Origin of the sequence: Streptomyces sp. NBC_01571 (genome assembly GCF_026339875.1) — a bacterium.
GTDB lineage: Bacteria > Actinomycetota > Actinomycetes > Streptomycetales > Streptomycetaceae > Streptomyces.
The window spans coordinates 880,094-897,707 of record NZ_JAPEPZ010000001.1; the positions used below are offsets into that span (position 1 = coordinate 880,094).

Sequence of the window (17,614 nt, forward strand, 5' to 3'; positions counted from 1 at the left end):
CCGGGTCCGGAGCCGGCGCCGCGAGCCGCCCTCACCCCCTTCGGCACACGATCCCCACACGGTACCGGTGTCATCCCGGCTCGGACGGGCAGGGCCACCAGTCGGAGGGCCTCACGGGTCACCGAATCTCCGGTACGAGCAAAGGGTGCGGACGGATGGATGGACAGACCCCCGAAGGCCGGGACGGCGCGTCGCCCGGGGGACCGCACGACGCTCCCCTCGGGGAGACGTACGAGCACGGGGGCTTCCGCCGCGGACCGGACACGGACGGGAACGGGGGCGGGGACTCCGCCGTGGCACGCGAAGGGGGGACATTCCGGGGACCGGACGAGGGTTTCCTCCCCGGGCCGGACGACCGGCCCCTGCGACTGACGGCAACGGACGCCGCGCCTCCTCGGGTACGGGACGACGCGCTGCTCCGCGCGGCCGATCAGCTGGCGGACGTGGCCGAGATCCTGGTCTCCGTGTCGGCCCGTACGGCGGTCGCCGTCGACAGCCGGCTGTCGCCGCCGCTGCTGCGTGCGCTGACCCTGGTCGGTTCGTCTCCCGGTCTGAGCCTCGCCGCGCTCGCCGACCGGGCACGGATCAGCCGCTCCCGGGCGAGCCGCGTGTGCGACACCCTGGAGGGGGCGGGACTGCTGACCCGCGCGCCACTCGCCGCGGACCGCAGGGGCGTCGGCCTGAGCCTGACGCGACACGGCCGTGCCGTGCTCGACCGCGTACGCGCGCACCGCAGCAACTGGATCACGGACGCGCTGCGGCGGATGCCGGATGCCGACCTGGACGGTCTGCTGGCCGCGTTGCGCTCGCTCGGTCCGTCGCTCGCCCACGGACATCGGGCGCATCGCCCGTCGCCCGACCCGTCCCTGTGAGCCGCTCTCAGACCGCATCGTTCTCCAGCGCCTCCGCCACGGTCCGGAAGACCGGCACGACCTCCGAGACCCCGGTCACGCCCAGCACCCGTTCCACGAACGGGGTGAGCGCGGCGAGTCTGAGCCGGGGACCGAGGACCCCGTAGGCGCGCAGGACGACGTTGATCGTGGTCGAGTCCGCGAAGGTCAGCTCGGCCAGGTCCAGGACCACCGGCCCCTCGGGGGTCCGCGCCGCCGCGTCGAGGGCGGCGCCGAGGCTCCCCACGTTGTCGAGATCGGCCTCGCCTGCGACCGCGATCACGGTCGCCGGACCGACCTCGCGCGTGGACAGCGAAAGGGCCGCCTGACCTGGACTCCGGCCTGAATGCACAGCGATCCTTCGGGATGTCGTCGGAACGTGCGGTATAGAGGAATACGCGCACGGGGCGGTACACCGCAGCGCCGCAAGGGAGCTGCGCCAGGTCCCACCGTATCCGATCGTTGTCATTTGACAACAATTGCTGTCAGGCAACAATCTGGTCCCCCTGCGACCCCGAGTCAGGCGTCCCTGGGGGCTGGTCGTCGCGGTGGAGGGACCTCTAATGGAGCTAACCGGTACGCAAAGGAACCTAACCGGTACCGGTCGCGCGCCCCGGCTCCCGGCCGGAGCCGCCGCCCCGCTCGTCGAGCTGGTCCAGCGCGGTCGCCCGGAACGCTTCGAGCCCCTCGGTGAGCCGGGCGACGTCCGCCGACGACATCCGCTCCAGGACGGCCCGCACCTCGCGCGCGCGGTGGTCACGGAGTTCGCGCAGCACCTGCTCGCCGAGCGGGCTCAGCGCGACCTCGACCTCGCGCCGGCTCGTCGTGCTCGGCGCCCTGCGGATCAGCCCGACGGCCTCCATCCGGTCACACAGACGGCTGACCGAGGAGGGACGCGAGGCCAGAGCGTCGCCGAGCGAGCGAAGATTCATCGAACCGCCCTGCTCGATCACGATCAGGGCCCGTAGCTGTGAGGGCGGCACCGGGCCGGACGGCGCGGCCTCCTGCCCTCGGCCCCACAGAAGTTCGAGAAGTTCCGCGACGGCGTCCAGCGTTTGCGCGGCATCGTCTCGGGACACGGGTGGACGGATCGAGCGCGGCACCGGACCACCTTGTCATCTCCTGAGGGGCTTGGCCAGCCATGACGGCCCACCCGGCCGGTCTCCCCGCCCGGCCCTCCGCACCCACCACACCACCCGCACGCGAACCGCACGAGAAAGCCACCACGACCGTGACCTCTGTGAACGACGTCGACCGAGCCCTGCGCGCGACCCCTCCGCACGCGCTGCTCGACACCCTGCGCACTTTCCTGACGGACGTCTGGGGAGCGACCGGCGCCGATCTGCGCATGGCGGACTACGGACTGACCGTGCTCCAGCCGGTCGAGGCACCCGGCGACCCCTCGCGCGCCGTCTCCCTGCACAACAGCGCCGAGGGCCGGGCGTTCGGGAGCCAGGCACCGCACGAGGAACACCCCCGGCACGGGGAGTACCTGCTTCTCCACCTGCCGGTCACCGCCCGCGGCGAGCGCCTCGGCGTGCTCACGGTGCGGCTGCCGCCGGGGTCCGTGGGCCTCGAGCTGACCGACGAGCTCGCTCAGGTGGCCGAGCTGCTGGGCCACGAGATCGTCGTGGCCGAACGCGACACCGACGTCTACCGGCAGGCGCGCCGGGTCGGCCGGCTGACCCTGGCCGCCGAGATGCAGTGGGAGCTGCTCCCCGGCCGGGCCAGCGCCCGCGACGAGTTCTCCATCGGCGCGCAGCTGGAGCCCGCGTACGCGGTGCGCGGGGACAACTTCGACTGGTCCTCGGACGCGGACCGGCTCACCCTCTCCATCCTCAACGGCATGGGGGACGGCATCCACGCCTCCTTGCTGACCCAGCTGGCCGTCGGCGCCCTGCGCAACGCCCGCCGTGCCGACCTCCCGGTCGCCGACCAGGCCAGGCTCGCCGACCAGGCGATCTACGCCCAGCACCACGGCGACCAGCACGTCTCGGCGCTGCTCCTGTCGTTCGACCTCGCCACCGGCAGGGTGCTCGCCGTGGATGCCGGCTCGCCGCGGCTGTGGCGCAGACGGGGGACGGCCGTCGAACGGATCGAATTCGAAGCACAGCTGCCGCTCGGCATGTTCGAGGAGTCCGACTACCTGCCGCAGGAGTTCGCCGTCCTGCCCGGCGACCGGCTCCTGGTGGTCAGTGACGGTGTCTACGACGCCCTGTCCCCGCTCGGAGAGGCCTTCGGGGAACGGGCGCTGGCCCGGGCGGTGACCGCCACGGCCCTGCTGCCCGCGGCCGACGTACCGCGTGCCGTCCTCGACGAGCTGGATGGCTACCGCGTCACCGAGCCGCTGGACGACGCGTTGATCGTCTGCCTCGACTGGTCCGGCAGGAAGCGCCGCGAGGGGAGCGGGCCGCAGACCCGCTGAGCGGGGTCGTCCCCCGCGGCCGGCGCCGCGCATGTCGTCCGGGAGGGAATCACCGCACGGGGCATTGTCCCGTCCTGCCGGGGCACCCGGACGGAGCCGAATCCGGTCGACGGCGGCCGGGCCTGGAAGTCCGGAGGTGGACGATGGTCTGGTGGATGTGGCCGGTCGTCGTGGTCGCGGCCCTGGCGCTGCTGGGCGCGACGGTGGCCTGGGTGCAGACGAGCAGGCGGTCGGGGACCGTCATCGCCGTGCAGCGCGGGCGGCGGTTCGGGAAGCGGGACGTGCGATGAGCGAGCTGACCGCCGCGCGCAGCCTGGGCGGACGACCGGTGGTCACCCTGGGGGGTGACGTGGTGGCGCAGCTCAGGGACACCGTTTTCGACGGACCGGCGGGACGCGTCACCGGATTCACGCTCAGCGGCCGGGGACTGTTCGCGGGACCGCTGAAGGCGAGCCTGCCCTGGAGCGCGGTGCACTCGGTCGGCCACGACGCCGTCATGATCCGGAGCCGGGAGGTCCTCGCCGAACCGGCCGCGGTGGTCGCGCGCGGCGAGGCCGCGCACGGCCGGGTGGTGGGCGCCAAGGTCCTCACGGACGCGGGCACCGAGGTCGGCACCGTACTGGACCTGGTCGTGGAGGCGGGTACCAGCGGACGTGTGGTGGGGTTCCGGATCGCCGCCCGCGAGACACCGAAGTCGGGTTCGGCACGCCGTCGCCGCAAGGTGTTCGTCCCGCGGGGCGAGACCCTCGCCGTGTCCGGGCAGGCGCTCGTCATTCCCGCGGACGCGACCCGGTTCGTCGCTGACGACCTGGCCGGTTTCGCCGCCCAGGTCGACGCGTTCCACGCGACGGGAGAGACACCGTGACGCTGTTCTCCGAGATCAACGGGCTGCCGGTCGTCACCCTCGGGGAGGCCACCGAGATCGGTGTGGTCAAGTCGCTCACGATCGACGCCGAGGCCGGGCTGGTCAGCCGGCTGCGGATCGCGCGGGCACGCGGCCGCAAGGAGACCTCACTGGCCTGGGACGTGTTGCACGCGGTCGGTCCCGACGCCGTCCTGGTGCGTTCGGAGACCGTCCTGGACACCCTGCCGTCCACGGCTCCGCCGCATCGCGAAGCCCTCGGCGCGCGGGTCCTGACCGAGAGCGGCGACGAACGCGGGACCGTGCGGGACATCGCCTTCGACCCCGCGACCGGGCGGATCGAGGGGATCCGCACGACGTCCGGCGAGTTTCCCGGTGAGCTGCTGATCGGGCTCGGGGACTACGCCCTCGTCGTGCGCACGGACTGAGGCGTCTCCCCTCTGCGAACACCGGAGATCCGGCGGAGGCCGCGGGCGACTCCGTGACGCCGGATCCGCCACGCACGCCGAATGGCGCTCTGGGAACCCGTCGGTGAGGGGTCCCGGTCGTCGCGCGGGGAGCGGTCGATCCGGAGCGGCCGGCGTCGACGCCGGTACCGGTGCTGTTGCCGGTGCCGGTGCTGGTCCTCGGTGCGGCGCGGGCGGCGAACCGGCCGCCGGCGCGGTCAGGCGGCGGAGGTGCCGAGTACGGCGGCGGTCCGCTGCATGCGCAGCGCGTCCACGGATTCGGCGAGCAGTTCGTACTCGGTGGTGTCGTCGCTCGTGGCGATGCGGACGAGCTTCCCGGCGGCCAGCTCCTCGGCGACAAGCTCCTGTTGACCGCTGTCCCCGCACCAGGCGCGCAGCATGCTGGGCACGTCCGGGACGGTGTCCGACACCGGGGCGATCGAGTTCGGCGGGAAGGTGGGGTCCTCGGGCTGCGGGTCGAGCCGTTCGGCCATCCACGAGGCACGGTCCCGCATCCACCACAGGGCAAGCGCCAGGGTGGGCGCGCGGTATGTTCCCAGGGGGACGCCGACGCGTCTCCCCCCGCACACTCCGTATGCGGTGACGTGGCACAGGAATTCGTCGTGCACGATCGCTCCCCCATTGCAACGCTCGCTGCCGGGCCGTCCTCACTTTCCCTGCGGCTCGTTCACTGCACGCGGCTCGTCCGTGGTCGACGGTCGTACCGGGCATCCGTGGTACACAGTGGTGCTGCACTCGGGCGTGGCCGAATCGCCCTCCTCATCGAGTATCGCCACTCCTGACACTCTGTCACCATGCCATTCCAGCCAGTCTCTTGGCATATTCACCTACCCCTTTGGCCGAAACGCGACCCGGCGCCCTTACCCGGGAGGTAATCGACGCTCTCAGGGGCCGCCGGGCATGGTTCCGGTACCGGATGACGGCGTGCCACCGCGCCTCCGCATCCGGCCCTCGACCAGTCCGTATCCCCTTCGCCGGAGGCCGATCAGCCATGTCCGAGAACACCGACCGTTACGAATCCGCCGTCGCCCGCTACCTGGAGGCCTGGAACGCGGCCGAGCCGGACGCGCTCACCAAGGCGGTCGCCGCCGCCTGGAGCGCCGACGGCCGCTACACCGACCCGCTGGCCGACGTGCGCGGGCACGCGGGGATCGCCGCCGTGATCTCGGCGGCGCACGAACAGTTCCCGGGATTCTCCTTCCGGCTCGCGGGGACGGTCGACGGGCACCACGACATCGCCCGCTTCGGCTGGGAACTGGTCGACGAGACGGACGGCTCGGCTCCCGTCGCCGGATTCGACGTGATCACCCTGGACGACGACGGCCGGATCCGCGGCGTGCACGGATTCCTGGACCGCGTGCCGGCGTAGGCCGACGGTTCCGTCTTCGGCCCAAGGTGGTCCGTGTCCCTTCGGACGGCACGGCCGCGATGAGTTCCGCCGCTTCCGGTGGTCTCCTTAACAGGAGACTCACCAGAAGCGGAGGATCACATGGGCACGGTCGGCGGGGCGGGCAGGCTGAACCGGCACTTCACCGAGGTGCTGCGCAGGAGCCCCGGCAAGGGCGGCTGGACCTACGTGGTCTGGCCCGAGTCGGTGGCCTTCTTCGGTACCCGCGGACTCGTCAAGGTCCGCGGCACGATCGACGGCCACCCCTTCCACGGTTCCTTCATGGCCCTGGGCGACGGCACGCACAAACTGCCCGTGAACGCCGGGATCCGCAGGGCGATCGGCAAGGAGGAGGGCGACACCGTCACGGTCCGCCTGGAGGAGCGGCTCAGCCCGTGAGAGCCGCCCGCGCGACATCCCGGTAGCGCCTGGGCGCGACGCCGGTCGTCCGCTTGAAGGCGTTGCTGAACGCACTCTCGGAGGTGTAGCCCACCTTCTGCGCGAGGGCCGACACGGACGTCTCACCGTCCCGCAGCGCCCGCCTGGCCAGGCTCATGCGCCAGTCCAGCAGATAGGTCAGGGGCGGGACGCCGGCCACCGTCCGGAACCGCTGGGCGAAGCTGGTGCGGGACATGGCCGCCGCTCTGGCCAGTTCCTCCAGCTGCCAGGGGCGGGCCGGGTCGGCGTGCATGAGGCGCAGCGCCGGGGAGATGCGCTCGTCGGCGAGGGCCCGCAGCCTGCCGGCGGGCAGGGCGTCGGCGTCCGCGAGATAGGCGCGCAGCACCTGGACGAACATCAGCTGGGCGAGCTGGTCGGCCGCGAAGTCGGCACCCGCCCGGCCGGCCGTGAGTTCACGCAGCAATTGGTCGAGCAGCCAGCGCAGCACGGGGGCCTCCTCCGCGGCGGCCCGCACATGCAGCAGCGGCGGCAGGGCGTGCAGCAGCAACTCCTCGCCTGCCCGGCCCAGTTCGACATGGCCGCCGACGAAGACGACGTCCTCGCCACCGCCGTAGCGGATCATCGGCCCGGGGGTGTCGGCGAAGAGCCTCGTCGCGTCCACCGGGTCCGGCGTGGGATCGCTCGCGACCACGAACGCCCGGCTGCCGTCGAACACGGCGACGTCGCCGCGCTCCAGCCGGACGGCGTCCGGCATGCCCTCGACGGCCACCCACATGCTCCCCTTCACCACCGCGGTGATCTTGAGCCGGTCGGGCCGGGGGAAGCGCAGCGCCCAGTCACCGCCGGCGGTGAAGCCGCCGGAGACGATGCAGCGGGCGTCCATCAGGCCGAGGGTGTCGGAGAGCGGGTCGACAGGCATATCCGTACTATCGCGCAAGTTATGCGGACTCTCAAGCATTCATCGTACGGGCGGCCGGTCCTACGGTGGTCGGGAAGGCACAGACAAGGAGACCCGAGCCATGACCACCGTCCAAGTACCCCTGCACTCCGGCTTCGACGCCGCCTCCACCGCCGAGGACGTCATCAAGGGAATCGACCTGACCGGAAAGGTCGCCGTCGTCACCGGAGGCTATTCCGGCATCGGCCTGGAGACCGCGCGCGTCCTGCGTGCCGCGGGCGCCGAGGTCGTCGTCCCGGCGCGGGACACCGAGAGGGCCGAGGCCGCGCTGAAGGGCATCGACGGCGTCGAGATCGAGACCATGGATTTGCTGGATCCCGCCTCGATCGACGCCTTCGCCGAGCGTTTCCTCGCCTCCGGGCGCCCCCTGCACATCCTCGTGAACAGCGCGGGCGTCATGGCGACCCCGCTGACCCGGGACGCCCGAGGCTACGAGGTGCAGTTCGCCACGAACCACCTCGGCCACTTCCAGCTGGTGGCACGCCTGCGGCCCGCGCTGCGCCGGGCGCACGGGGCCCGGGTCGTGTCGGTGTCCTCCTGGGGCCACCGTTTCTCGCCCGTCCTCTTCGACGACCCGCACTTCGAGCACCGCGCGTACGACCGCTGGGTCGCCTACGGACAGTCGAAGACGGCCAACATCCTCTTCGCGCTCGCGCTCGACGAGCGGGGCAGGGCGGACGGGATCCACGCCTACTCGCTGCACCCGGGCAGCATCGTCGACACCAACCTGAAGAAGTACCTCGCCGAGGAGGACCTGAAGGCGGCCGGTGTCCTCGACGCGGACGGCCGGACGGTCCTGGACCCGGAGCGGCAGCTCAAGACCGTCGAGCAGGGGGCGGCCACCAGCGTGTGGTGCGCGACCAGCCCCCTGCTGGAGGGGAGGGGCGGTGTCTACTGCGAGAACAGTGACATCGCGCCCCCGATGTCGGTGGAGGAGGGCCGCGAGTGGACGCTCAGGAACAGGACACCGAAGCCCGGCGTCGTGCCCTACGCCGTCGACCCGGTCGCGGCCGACCGCCTCTGGGAACTCAGCGAGCGCCTCACGGCCTGACCGGCCGGACCCGGGGCCCGGCCGGCGCGCGCGTCACGCCTTGATGATCGCGTCGATCCGGGCCAGTTCCTCGTCGTCGAAGTCCAGGGCGCGGGTGGCCGTCACGCTGTCCTCCAGCTGCTGGGTGCTGCTCGCGCCGATGAGGGCGGAGGTCACCCGACCGCCGCGCAGCACCCAGGCCAGGGCCATCTGCGCCAGGGACTGACCGCGGGCCTCGGCGATCTCGGCGAGCGCGCGCAGCTGCCCCACGAGGTCCTCGGTGACCGTGTCGGCGCTCAGGAAGGGGCTGTCGCTCGCGGCGCGCGACCCCTCCGGGATGCCGTCGAGGTAACGGCTGGTGAGCAGGCCCTGCTCCAGCGGGGAGTAGGCGATGGAACCGACCTGGAGCTCGTCCAGCGTGTCCAGGAGTCCGTCCTCGGGACGGCGGTCGAGCATCGAGTAGCGCGGCTGGTGGATGAGGAGCGGGGTGCCCAGCTCACCGAGGATGCGGGCGGCCTCCCGGGTCTCCTCCGGCGAGTAGTTGGACACGCCGACGTAGAGGGCCTTGCCCTGCTGGACCGCCGAGTGCAGGGCCCCCATCGTCTCCTCGAAGGGGGTCTGCGGGTCGGGACGGTGCGAGTAGAAGATGTCCACGTAGTCCAGGCCCATCCGGGCGAGGCTCTGGTCGAGCGAGGACAGGAGGTACTTGCGCGAGCCCCATTCGCCGTACGGGCCGGGCCACATCAGGTATCCGGCCTTCGTGGAGATGACCAGTTCGTCGCGGTAGGGCGCGAAGTCGGCCTTCAGGGCGTCACCGAGGGCCGACTCGGCGGCGCCGGGCGGCGGGCCGTAGTTGTTGGCCAGGTCGAAGTGGGTGACACCGAGGTCGAACGCGCGGCGCAGGATCGCACGCTGGGTCTCCACCGGCCGGTCGGGGCCGAAGTTGTGCCACAGACCGAGGGACAGCGCGGGAAGTTTCAGGCCGCTGCGTCCGGTGCGCCGGTAGGGCATGTCCGCGTAGCGGTCGGGATGTGCGGTGTACAACGCGTGCTCCTGGAAGGCCGGGAAAACAGATCCCCACTCTCGCGCGCGCCCGGCGCAGAGGTCCAACGGGAGAATCGGATCGGATTCAGCGACAGGGACTCTCAATCGGCCAGTACGCTTGTGCCCCATGGAACTGCGCCATCTCCAGCACTTCGTCGCCGTCGCGGAGGACCAGCACTTCACCCGGGCGGCCGAGCGTCTGATGGTGTCACAGTCGGGGCTGTCCTCCTCGATCCGTGCCCTGGAGCGCGAACTCCAGGCCCCGTTGTTCGTACGCACCACCCGGCGGGTCACGCTCACGGAGGCCGGTCGTGCCCTGCTCGGCGAGGCGGAGCGGGTGCTGGCCCAGGTCCGCGCGGCCCACGACGCCGTGGCGGCCGTCCAGGGCCTGCTGCGCGGCACGCTCTCGCTCGGCACCGAGCAGTGCATCGCCGGAGTGCACGTGGCCAAGCTCCTCACCGCGTTCCGGCGGCGCCATCCCGATGTCGAGATCCGGTTGCGGCAGGCGGGCTCCGGCGCGCTCGCCGAGGAGGTCGCGGCCGGGCGGCTCGACCTGGCCTTCGCGGTGAGGACGCAGCCGGACAGCGACCAGCTGCGTTCCGTCCCGCTGACGAGCGAGCCGATGACGGTGCTCTGCCATCCGACGCACCACCTCGCGACCTCCGCGGTGGTCACGCCGGAGGAACTGGGCGGCGAGGCCTTCGTCGACTTCCACCCCGACTGGGGACCGCGCCGCATCACCGACGCGGCCTTCGCCGCGGCGGGTGTCCAGCGGACCGTGACGCTCGAGGTCAGCGACGTGCACAGTCTCCTGGAGCTCGTCGGCGCGGGCCTCGGTATCGCCGTCGTGCCACGGCACTTCGGTCTCAAGCGCGAGGCCGGCGGCCTCACCTCGCTCCCGCTGAAGGGCGCGGGCGACGCGCCGTACGAGACCGTCGCCATGCTTCCGCCGCCGGATGCCACCAGCCCGGCGGCCCGCGCCCTGATGGTCCTGCTCGACTCGACCGAGGCCGAACGCTGACGGAAGCTGACGGACACCGGCGTACGCCGGCGGACCGGCGCCTGCGGACGAACGCTGACAGACTGGCGCCGGCCGGGCAGGTGCCGGGCGCGGCTCTGCCAGGCGTCTCGGCACCGGCACTTCGGCCCCGGTCACGCCAGCGGCGTGCGTGTGGCATCCCGGAGCGGGGGCAACCGGACTCCGGGAGGTCTACATGAACGCGAGTACGACGACACGGACCGGACGGACGGAGGCCCGGCGCGCGGCGCGGGGCCCGGTGACGGAGTACGCCGCCAGGGCCGGTCTGACCGCGCGGGGCGTGATCTATCTGCTGGTCGGAGCACTGGCGTTGCAGATCGCCTTCGGTGACAGCGGCAAACAGGCGGACCGCGGCGGCGCGCTCGCGGAGATAGCGCAGAAGCCCTTCGGTGCCGTGCTGCTGTGGGCGCTTGGCATCGGACTGGTGGGCATGGCGCTGTGGCGCCTGTCCGAGGCGGTCTTCGGTTCCGTGGGGCAGGACGGCGGCAAGGCCAAGAAGCGGCTGCTGGCGGCCGGCCGGTGCGTCTTCTACTCCTTCACCGCCTACTCCGTGCTGTCGTTCGCGGCGGGCTCGCGCGGCAGCGGGAGCGGATCCAGCGACCGGCAGTCCCAGGACGTGACGGCGAAGGTCCTGGGCCTGCCCGCGGGGCAGTGGATCGTGGGCGCGGCCGGGGCCGGCATCGTGGTGGCGGGCGTGTGGATCGGCACCCGGGCCGTCCTGCGGAAGTTCCACAAGAAGCTGAAGCTCGGTGAGATGTCGGCGCGGACCCGACAGCTGGTGGACGTCACCGGAGTGGGCGGCGGCGGGGCGCGCGGGCTGGTGTTCGCCGTGGCCGGTGGCTTCGCCATCCGCGCGGCGGTCGAGTTCGAACCCGACAAGGCCAAGGGGCTGGACAACACGATCCGGTCGTTCGCCGACACCCCGGCGGGGCCGTGGCTGCTGGTGTGCGTCGCGGTCGGACTCGTCCTCTTCGGTCTGTTCTCCTTCGCCATGGCCCGCTGGCGCAGGGTCTGAGAGCGACATCCTGGCGGTACGGGTAGGTGCGCGGGCCTCGCGCACCTACCCTTTCTGCGTCAGGGCCCCGGCTGTCGCGGGATCACACGGGAACCGGTTTCCGGGCGCAGGGGGCGGGGGGATGCGCCATGGTGGACGCATGCATGCAAAGGACATCCTCGTCGACGCGTTCGGCCGTATCCAGGAAGACGTCCATGCCGCCGTCGAGGGACTCCCCCCGGAGACCCTCAACGCGCGGCCGGCGCAGGACGCCAACTCCCTGTCTTGGCTGGTATGGCATCTCACCCGGGTCCAGGACGACCACGTCGCCGATGCCGCCGGGCTCGACCAGGTCTGGCTGACGCAGGGCTGGGAGAAGCGGTTCGGGCTCGATCTGCCCCGCCAGGACACGGGGTACGGTCACACGCCCCGGAAGGTGGCCGAGGTCCGGGTGGAGTCGGGTGACCTGCTGCTCGGGTACTACGACGCCGTGCACGATCAGACCCTGGCCTTCCTGCGCGGGCTGACCGCCGCGGATCTCGACCGTGTCGTGGACGAGCGCTGGACCCCGGCGGTCACCCTCGGCGTACGGCTGGTGAGCGTCCTGGCCGACGATCTGGAGCATGTCGGCCAGGCCGCCTACGTCCGCGGGCTCCTTCAGAGCGCGGCTTCGTAACCGGGCAGGACGACGTCCCGGATGAGCGCCGCACGCTCGTCGAACGGGATGAACGCGCTCTTGAGGGCGTTCACCGTGACCGTGCGCAGGTCCTCGACGCTCCAGCCCGCCTCCTCGACGAGCAGCGACATCTCGCGGGTCATCGTCGTGCCCGAGACCAGCCGGTTGTCGGTGTTGAGGGTGACACGGAAGCCGAGGTCCCGCAGCGCGGTGATGGGGTGGTCGGCGATCGAGGTGGCCGCACCCGTCTGGAGGTTGGAGGTGGGGCACATCTCCAGGGCGATACGGCGGTCGCGGACCCAGCCCGCGAGGCGGCCGAGCTTGCCGTCGACGATGTCCTCGGTGATGCGCACGCCGTGGCCGATGCGCTGGGCGCCGCAGACCTGGAGGGCCTGGTGGATGCTGGGCAGTCCGTGGGCCTCGCCGGCGTGGATGGTGAAGGGCACGCTCTCACGGCGCAGATGCTCGAACGCGGCCAGGTGGTCGGCGGGCGGGAAGCCGTCCTCGGCGCCGGCGATGTCGAAGCCGACGACCCCGCTGTCCCGGAACGCCACCGCGAGGTCGGCGATCTCGCGGGTGCGGTCGAACATGCGCATCCCGCACAGCAGCGTGCCGACCCGGACCGGGGTGCCCGCGGTGGCGGCCTTGGCCATACCGGCGGCGAGGCCCTCCTGCACGGTCTCGACGACCTCGGGCAGGGTCAGCCCGCCGCTCACCATCAGCTCGGGCGCGTACCGGACCTCGCCGTAGACAACGCCGTCCTCGGCCAGGTCGAGCACGTACTCCTCGGCGGTGCGCAGCAGGCCCTCGCGGGTCTGCATCACGGCGAGGGTGTGCTCGAAGGTGGCTATGTAGCGCACCAGGTCACCGGAGTTGGCGGCCTCGTAGTACCAGGCGGCGAGCGCGCGCGGGTCGGTGGTGGGCAGCGTGTGGCCGACGGTCGCGGCGAGCTCCACGAGGGTGTCCGGGCGCAGACCGCCGTCGAGGTGGTCGTGCAGCACCGCCTTGGGGAGACGGCGGATGGTGTCGATGCGGGGCGCGGTCATGCGTGTCTGTTTCCTCGGCAGGTCGGTTCCGGGCGATGGAGCGGTGGGGCGGTACGGCGGTGGGAAGGCCGGGGCACTACTCGGCGGGCTGGAGAAGGTCCCAGCGGTTTCCGTACAGGTCCTGGAAGACGACGACCGAGCCGTACGGCTCGTGGCGCGGCTCCTCCAGGAAGGTCACTCCGGCGGCACGCATGCGCGCGTGGTCGCGGGCGAAGTCGTCGGTGTGGAGGAAGAAGCCCACGCGGCCCCCGGTCTGGTCGCCGACCCGGGCGCCCTGTGACGCGTTCTTGGCCCGGGCCAGGAGCAGTCCGCTGCCGGCGCCCTCCGTGCCCGGCTCGACGACGACCCACCGGGAGCCGTCGGGTCGGGACTCGTCCTCGGCCAACCGGAACCCGAGTGCTTCGGTGTAGAAGCGGATCGCCTCGTCGTAGTCGTCGACGACGAGGGTGACCAGGGCGATGCGTCTCATCAAGGCCTCTCCTGGGATGCGTGCGTTATACGTAACACGTAGGGTACGACATCCCGCTCCGCCCTCGTCCCGCACGACCACGTGGACCACCTGCGGCGCGAGTCCCGAAGGGCGCGCCGACTCATTCGGCCCCCTCGGGAACGATCCCCGCCACCCTTACGTCTACAGTTATGTAGACCGTCTTCGGGTTCACAGTCGGCGCGGACAGTCGGCGCGGACGGCGTCCTCCCGCGTGTCCGCGCCCCGCCAGGGAAGGGACCTCCCACCATGTCCGCAGCGCCGCGCACCGTGCCCGCGTGGGCGGTCGGCGTTCCCGGGGCGCCCTCGTGAAGCGCGCGGACACGGCCGACCTCGCGGGATCGACCGCGGTGGGGAGCCTGGTCGCCTTCGTGCTGCTCACCCTGGTCGTCACCGGCCGGGACGGCGGCACGCTCTTCGGCGACGACGCCCTCGGCACCTGGTCGGCCGGCCACCGCCCGGCCGTCGCCCTGGCCCTGGCCCGCGCGGTCACGTACACCGGGACGGGCCTCGTGCCGTACGCCCTGGTCGTGCTGGCCGGCGCCGTCGCGGGGCGCACGGCGCGGGAGCGGATCCTCCGCGCCCTCGCCTGTCTCGGCTGCCTCGCCACCGCCCAGACCGTGCGGTACGCCGTGATGACCCTGGTCGCCCGCCCCCGTCCCGCCGCCGCGGGGTGGGCCACGCACGCGTCCGGCTGGTCCTTCCCCTCGGGGCACACCACCACGTCCGCCGTCAGCGGCGGGCTGCTGGTCCTCGCGCTGCTCGCGAGGGCCCCGCGCAGCGGACGGCCCCTCGCCCTGGTCGTGGGCTGCTGGTCCGTCCTCGTGGGGCTGAGCCGGGTCTATCTGGGCGTCCACTGGTTCTCCGACGTCCTCGGCGGCTGGCTGTTCGCCCTGTGCTGGCTGAGCCTCACCGTCTACGTCGTCGCCCGCTTCGTCCCGCCCAGGCACTCCTCCATAGCGGCACTCCGTCCCCGCCCCGATGCCCTGACGACGGAAGAGCGCCGCAATGAGCCCCACCCCCGCCGCAAGATCCCCCCTCGGTCTCCTCCGTAGCCACCTCGGCTGGGCCGTCGGGGCCGCCTACCTCGCCGCCGCGACCGTGTCGGCGCCGGGTCTGTGGCTGCGCCGCCCGCACACGATCGGCGACGGCGGAATCCTCGAGGTCGCCTTACGGGCACCGCACTGCCTGCTGTCCCTGGTGCTGTTCACCGCCGGCCTCCAGGTGCCGGTCCACGGACTGCGGGCCCTGCTCACCCGGCCCACCGCGCTGCTGACCGGCCTCGTCCTCCACCTGCTCGCACCCCTGCTGATCATCCCGGGCGTGGCCTTCGCGCTGCACCGGACCCCGGACAGCGACGGCGGCAGCGGACTGATCGCGGCGATGATCCTGATCGTCTCGATGCCCGTGGCGGCCGGTGCCACCGTGTGGACGAGCAGAGGCGAGGCCGACCAGCCGACCACCGTCGGCCTCGTGCTGGTGTCCACGATCGTCGGCCCGCTCACGATCCCGGTCACCATGACGGCCCTGTGTCCCCTGCTGCGCGGCGGCTACGCGGAAGCGCTCGCGGGGGCCGCCCGGACCGCCGGGCACGGCTTCGCGCTGACCGGGGTCCTGCTCCCGTGCGGTGCCGGAATCCTGTCCCGGCTCGTCCTGCCCGCCCGCCCCCTGCGCCTGCTGCTCGCCGCGGCACCCCCCGCCTCCCTGCTCGGCTCGCTGCTGCTCACGTACATCAACGCCAGCGGCGTCCTCGGCCCCTTCGTCGCCCGTCCGGAGCCGGTGCTGATGGCGGCCGCGCTGGTCGTCGCCGCCCTCGTGTGCGGACTGTCGTTCGGCCTCGGCCGGATCACCGCCCGCGTGATGCGCCTGGACACTTCGGCGGGTGCCTCGGTGACGCTGGCCTGCGGGATGAACAACAGCAGCGCGAGCGCGGTCCTCGTCACCACGGCGCTGCCCGACCGGCCCCACGTCCTGCTGCCGGTGCTGGCCTACAGCCTGCTGCAGAAGGTGGCCGCGGGCCGCGTCGTGCGGGCCGGGGCCGGGAAGCGCGCCCGCCCATGACATCGTTGGCAGTGATCCGGGACCGGTTCCGCCGGCCCCTTGACGAGCGCTGTCCTTACAGGAGTTGAGTGCCATGTCCGAGCTGCCGAAGCCGACCGGAGCCCCGGCCCGTCAGAACGTGACCTTCCCCAGCGCCGGAACCACCGCCCACGGCTATCTGGCGTTGCCGCCGTCCGGTCAGGGGCCGGGTGTGATCGTCATCCAGGAGTGGTGGGGCCTGACGGATCACATCGCACAGGTCGCCGACCGGCTGGCCGCGGAGGGCTTCGTCGCCCTCGCACCCGACCTGTACGGCGGCAACGTCGCCCATGACAGCGGGGAGGCCTACCGGATGATGCAGGAGCTGCCCGTCGCGCGAGGTGTCGAACTGCTCTCCGGCGCTGTCGACCATCTGCTCGGCCTGCCCGAGGTCACCTCGGACACGGTGGGTGCGGTCGGCTTCTGCATGGGCGGCGGCTTCGTCCTGTACCTGGCCGCGGCGGACCCGCGGGTCAGCGCGGCGGTGCCGTTCTACGGCGTCATCCAGGGCGACATGCCCGACTTCTCCGGCCTCAAGGCCGAGATCCTCGGCCACTACGGCGAGCTCGACACGAGCATCCCCAAGGAGAACCTGGAGCAGCTGAGCGAGGTGGTCCAGCGGCAGTCCGGCATCACCCCGGACCTCCGTCTCTACCCCGCCAACCACGCCTTCTTCAACGACGGCCGCCCGGAGACGTACGACGCCGAGTCGGCCGAGCGCGCGTGGGAGAGCACGCTGTCCTTCCTGCACGCCCGGCTGGGCTGAGCCCTCCGGCCGCGACCGCACGGGCCGGGGAGACCTGGACGGTGGCCGGCCGGCCTTACCGCCTGTGCCGCGAGAGGCTCGGCACGACGGTGGGCCACCGGTCTCACTCCCCCGGCCGGTGGACCCCGTCCAGCCGGGCCACCTCGTCGTCGGTGAGCCGGAGCGCGCCCGCGGCGACGTTCTCGGTGAGGTGGTCCGGGTTGCCGGTGCCGGGGATGGCCAGTACGTGCGGACCCTGCCGCAGCGTCCACGCCAGACGCACCTGCGCGGCGGTGGCGCCATGGGCTCGCGCGACGTCGAACACCTCGGCGCCGGTCCCGTCGTGCGAACCGTCCGTGCCGCCGGGGCCCCGCGCACCGCCCTTGCCGGCGATCGCGAAGAACGGCACGAACGCGACGCCCAGGTCCCCGCAGATCCGCAGCACCTCGTCGGTCCCGGGTTGCGCGGAGCCGAGACCGTACCGGTTCTGCACGCACACCACGGGCGCGATGGACCGTGCCTCCGCCAGGTGCCGGGGTTCGACGTCGGAGACACCGAGGTGCCGGATCAGGCCCGCGTCGCGCAGTTCGGCGAGCGCACCGAAGTGCTCGGCGATCGAGTCCTGCCCCATCCGGCGCAGGTTCACCACGTCGAGGTGGTCGCGCCCGAGCTGACGCAGGTTCTCCTCGACATGGGACCGCAGTTGGTCCGGCCGGGCGGGGGTGCCCCACTCCCCCGCGTAGTCGCGGTACGGGCCCACCTTCGTGACGATCACCAGATCGTCGGCGTACGGGGACAACGCACTGTTGATCAGCTCGTTCGCGGAGCGCAGCGACGAGAAGTAGAAGGCGGCGGTGTCGATGTGATTGACACCGAGCTCGATCGCACGGCGCAACACGGCGATCGAGCGGTCGCGGTCGCTCGGCGTACCCAGATGGAAGGCCGCGCTGCCCGTGAGCCGCATGGCACCGAACCCGATGCGGTTGACGTCGAGATCTCCGAGTCTCCAGGCACCCGCGGCCGCCGCGCTGATCATCTCTGAGGTCATCGTGGCAGTTTGGCATACGGACGTACGAGGCCACGTCG

Annotated in this window: 22 protein-coding genes; 14 read left to right on the forward strand and 8 right to left on the reverse strand. The window is 72.2% G+C overall.

Features of this window, described 5'->3' with window-relative positions; genetic code table 11:
- The first annotated feature begins 155 nt into the window (after positions 1–155).
- Positions 156–872, forward strand: a complete 717-nt coding sequence (locus tag OHB41_RS04025; RefSeq protein ID WP_266696560.1) for a MarR family winged helix-turn-helix transcriptional regulator — start codon at positions 156–158, stop codon at positions 870–872.
- Positions 873–879: 7 nt separating this feature from the next.
- Here the strand turns inward: OHB41_RS04025 and OHB41_RS04030 are convergent, their stop codons facing one another.
- Both OHB41_RS04030 and OHB41_RS04035 read right to left on the reverse strand, forming a co-directional pair.
- Positions 880–1,359 carry an STAS domain-containing protein gene (locus tag OHB41_RS04030; RefSeq protein WP_266696561.1) on the reverse strand — a complete coding sequence of 160 codons (480 nt, stop codon included), beginning with the start codon at positions 1,357–1,359 and terminating at the stop codon, positions 880–882.
- 121 nt (positions 1,360–1,480) lie between these two features.
- Positions 1,481–1,993 carry a MarR family winged helix-turn-helix transcriptional regulator gene (locus OHB41_RS04035; RefSeq protein ID WP_266696562.1) on the reverse strand — a complete coding sequence of 171 codons (513 nt, stop codon included), beginning with the start codon at positions 1,991–1,993 and terminating at the stop codon, positions 1,481–1,483.
- Positions 1,994–2,121: 128 nt separating this feature from the next.
- Here OHB41_RS04035 and OHB41_RS04040 point away from each other — a divergent pair, with 128 nt between their 5' ends.
- The 4 genes from OHB41_RS04040 (at position 2,122) to OHB41_RS04055 (ending at position 4,605) form a co-directional block, all read left to right on the forward strand.
- Positions 2,122–3,315 (forward strand): PP2C family protein-serine/threonine phosphatase, encoded by a 1,194-nt coding sequence (locus tag OHB41_RS04040; RefSeq protein WP_526025029.1) that lies wholly within the window; start codon positions 2,122–2,124, stop codon positions 3,313–3,315.
- Positions 3,316–3,458: 143 nt separating this feature from the next.
- Entirely contained in the window at positions 3,459–3,605 is a 147-nt protein-coding gene (locus OHB41_RS04045) for a hypothetical protein (RefSeq protein WP_266696564.1), read from the forward strand.
- Positions 3,602–4,180 carry a PRC-barrel domain-containing protein gene (locus tag OHB41_RS04050; RefSeq protein WP_266696565.1) on the forward strand — a complete coding sequence of 193 codons (579 nt, stop codon included), beginning with the start codon at positions 3,602–3,604 and terminating at the stop codon, positions 4,178–4,180. The genes OHB41_RS04045 and OHB41_RS04050 overlap by 4 nt, the downstream gene beginning before the upstream one ends.
- Entirely contained in the window at positions 4,177–4,605 is a 429-nt protein-coding gene (locus OHB41_RS04055) for a PRC-barrel domain-containing protein (protein WP_266696566.1), read from the forward strand. The genes OHB41_RS04050 and OHB41_RS04055 overlap by 4 nt, the downstream gene beginning before the upstream one ends.
- A gap of 236 nt (positions 4,606–4,841) precedes the next feature.
- Here OHB41_RS04055 and OHB41_RS04060 read toward each other — a convergent pair whose 3' ends face one another.
- Complete coding sequence (locus OHB41_RS04060) at positions 4,842–5,252, reverse strand: hypothetical protein (RefSeq protein ID WP_168526199.1); 411 nt, start codon at positions 5,250–5,252, stop codon at positions 4,842–4,844.
- Positions 5,253–5,635: 383 nt separating this feature from the next.
- Here OHB41_RS04060 and OHB41_RS04065 point away from each other — a divergent pair, with 383 nt between their 5' ends.
- Positions 5,636–6,013 (forward strand): nuclear transport factor 2 family protein, encoded by a 378-nt coding sequence (locus OHB41_RS04065; RefSeq protein ID WP_266696567.1) that lies wholly within the window; start codon positions 5,636–5,638, stop codon positions 6,011–6,013.
- A 120-nt stretch (positions 6,014–6,133) separates the two neighbouring features.
- The gene (locus OHB41_RS04070; protein ID WP_266696568.1) at positions 6,134–6,430 is read left to right on the forward strand and encodes a DUF1905 domain-containing protein; all 297 of its coding nucleotides are present in this window, start codon (positions 6,134–6,136) and stop codon (positions 6,428–6,430) included.
- Here OHB41_RS04070 and OHB41_RS04075 read toward each other — a convergent pair.
- Positions 6,420–7,349, reverse strand: coding sequence for an AraC family transcriptional regulator (locus OHB41_RS04075; protein ID WP_266696569.1), 930 nt, complete (start codon positions 7,347–7,349; stop codon positions 6,420–6,422). The two genes, OHB41_RS04070 and OHB41_RS04075, sit on opposite strands and share 11 nt — an antisense overlap.
- 100 nt (positions 7,350–7,449) lie before the next feature.
- Here OHB41_RS04075 and OHB41_RS04080 point away from each other — a divergent pair, with 100 nt between their 5' ends.
- Entirely contained in the window at positions 7,450–8,439 is a 990-nt protein-coding gene (locus OHB41_RS04080) for an oxidoreductase (protein WP_266696570.1), read from the forward strand.
- A 33-nt stretch (positions 8,440–8,472) separates the two neighbouring features.
- Here OHB41_RS04080 and mgrA read toward each other — a convergent pair whose 3' ends face one another.
- On the reverse strand, positions 8,473–9,462 hold the full coding sequence (gene mgrA, locus OHB41_RS04085) for an L-glyceraldehyde 3-phosphate reductase (protein WP_266696571.1): 990 nt from the start codon (positions 9,460–9,462) through the stop codon (positions 8,473–8,475).
- Positions 9,463–9,589: 127 nt separating this feature from the next.
- Between mgrA and OHB41_RS04090 the strand changes: the two genes are divergently transcribed.
- From OHB41_RS04090 to OHB41_RS04100, 3 genes are all read left to right on the forward strand, one after another.
- Positions 9,590–10,483, forward strand: coding sequence for a LysR family transcriptional regulator (locus tag OHB41_RS04090; RefSeq protein WP_266696572.1), 894 nt, complete (start codon positions 9,590–9,592; stop codon positions 10,481–10,483).
- 193 nt (positions 10,484–10,676) lie between these two features.
- On the forward strand, positions 10,677–11,516 hold the full coding sequence (locus OHB41_RS04095) for a DUF1206 domain-containing protein (RefSeq protein ID WP_266696573.1): 840 nt from the start codon (positions 10,677–10,679) through the stop codon (positions 11,514–11,516).
- Between the two features lie 139 nt (positions 11,517–11,655).
- Entirely contained in the window at positions 11,656–12,171 is a 516-nt protein-coding gene (locus tag OHB41_RS04100; protein WP_266696574.1) for a mycothiol transferase, read from the forward strand.
- Here OHB41_RS04100 and OHB41_RS04105 read toward each other — a convergent pair.
- Together OHB41_RS04105 and OHB41_RS04110 are read right to left on the reverse strand one after the other, a co-directional pair.
- On the reverse strand, positions 12,153–13,217 hold the full coding sequence (locus OHB41_RS04105; RefSeq protein WP_266696575.1) for an adenosine deaminase: 1,065 nt from the start codon (positions 13,215–13,217) through the stop codon (positions 12,153–12,155). The genes OHB41_RS04100 and OHB41_RS04105 overlap by 19 nt on opposite strands.
- Positions 13,218–13,293: 76 nt before the next feature.
- Positions 13,294–13,686 (reverse strand): VOC family protein, encoded by a 393-nt coding sequence (locus OHB41_RS04110; protein ID WP_266696576.1) that lies wholly within the window; start codon positions 13,684–13,686, stop codon positions 13,294–13,296.
- A 296-nt stretch (positions 13,687–13,982) separates the two neighbouring features.
- Here OHB41_RS04110 and OHB41_RS04115 point away from each other — a divergent pair, with 296 nt between their 5' ends.
- From OHB41_RS04115 to OHB41_RS04125, 3 genes are all read left to right on the forward strand, one after another.
- Complete coding sequence (locus tag OHB41_RS04115) at positions 13,983–14,759, forward strand: phosphatase PAP2 family protein (protein ID WP_526024887.1); 777 nt, start codon at positions 13,983–13,985, stop codon at positions 14,757–14,759.
- A complete protein-coding gene (locus OHB41_RS04120; RefSeq protein WP_266696577.1) occupies positions 14,713–15,765 on the forward strand; it encodes a bile acid:sodium symporter family protein in 1,053 nt (350 codons plus the stop codon). The genes OHB41_RS04115 and OHB41_RS04120 overlap by 47 nt, the downstream gene beginning before the upstream one ends.
- A gap of 73 nt (positions 15,766–15,838) precedes the next feature.
- Complete coding sequence (locus tag OHB41_RS04125; RefSeq protein ID WP_266696578.1) at positions 15,839–16,549, forward strand: dienelactone hydrolase family protein; 711 nt, start codon at positions 15,839–15,841, stop codon at positions 16,547–16,549.
- A 103-nt stretch (positions 16,550–16,652) separates the two neighbouring features.
- Here OHB41_RS04125 and OHB41_RS04130 read toward each other — a convergent pair whose 3' ends face one another.
- A complete protein-coding gene (locus OHB41_RS04130) occupies positions 16,653–17,576 on the reverse strand; it encodes an aldo/keto reductase (RefSeq protein WP_266696579.1) in 924 nt (307 codons plus the stop codon).
- Positions 17,577–17,614 lie beyond the last annotated feature (38 nt).